The 503-nt window shown below is 66.4% G+C and carries 1 protein-coding gene; it reads right to left on the bottom strand.

Going from position 1 to position 503, the window contains the following annotated elements; genetic code table 11:
- Window positions 1-503 (bottom strand): contractile injection system protein, VgrG/Pvc8 family (locus EAY64_RS19815; protein ID WP_255424559.1); only part of this gene is annotated, 503 nt, incomplete at both ends.

Genomic DNA, 503 nt, shown 5'->3' with positions numbered 1-503 from the left:
GGCATGGCCACGCGCAGCCAGCAGGAGGAGCGGTCGTCGAGATTGGCACCGATGCTCGGGTGTTCGTCTGCGCGCTGCCAGTGGAACTGCACCTTGATGCGGCCCAGTTCGTCGGTATGCACTTCCTCGCCGGCCGGGCCGACCACGGTGGCGGTTTGCACACCTTTGGATGTCGGCTTGGCCTGGGCGCTGTGGGCATAGGCCGGGGTAAGCGGAATGCCGCGGCGTTGGGCGGTGATCTGGGTCTGGAAGGGGCTGCCGCTCTGCGAATCGGCAGCATTGTCGGTGCCGAGCAAGCCGCGCAGGCCGCTGGCCAGATCGCCCGGCAGATTGTTGTTGGCACGGAAGGTTTGTCCCGTCACCACGAATTCGCGCTGCTTGCTGCTGTCGCTCTCGTGTGCCGGGTGTTCATCCAGGCGGAACCACTGACCGGCTTGCAGGCTGCGCACGCTGCCGCTACCAGAGAACTGCTTGGCCTGCACATCGTGCGCCTGCTGGCGCAG

Source organism: Aquitalea palustris (assembly GCF_003693445.1).
In the GTDB taxonomy this organism is placed as follows: domain Bacteria; phylum Pseudomonadota; class Gammaproteobacteria; order Burkholderiales; family Chromobacteriaceae; genus Aquitalea; species Aquitalea palustris.
This window is presented reverse-complemented; position numbering and strand designations above follow the sequence as displayed.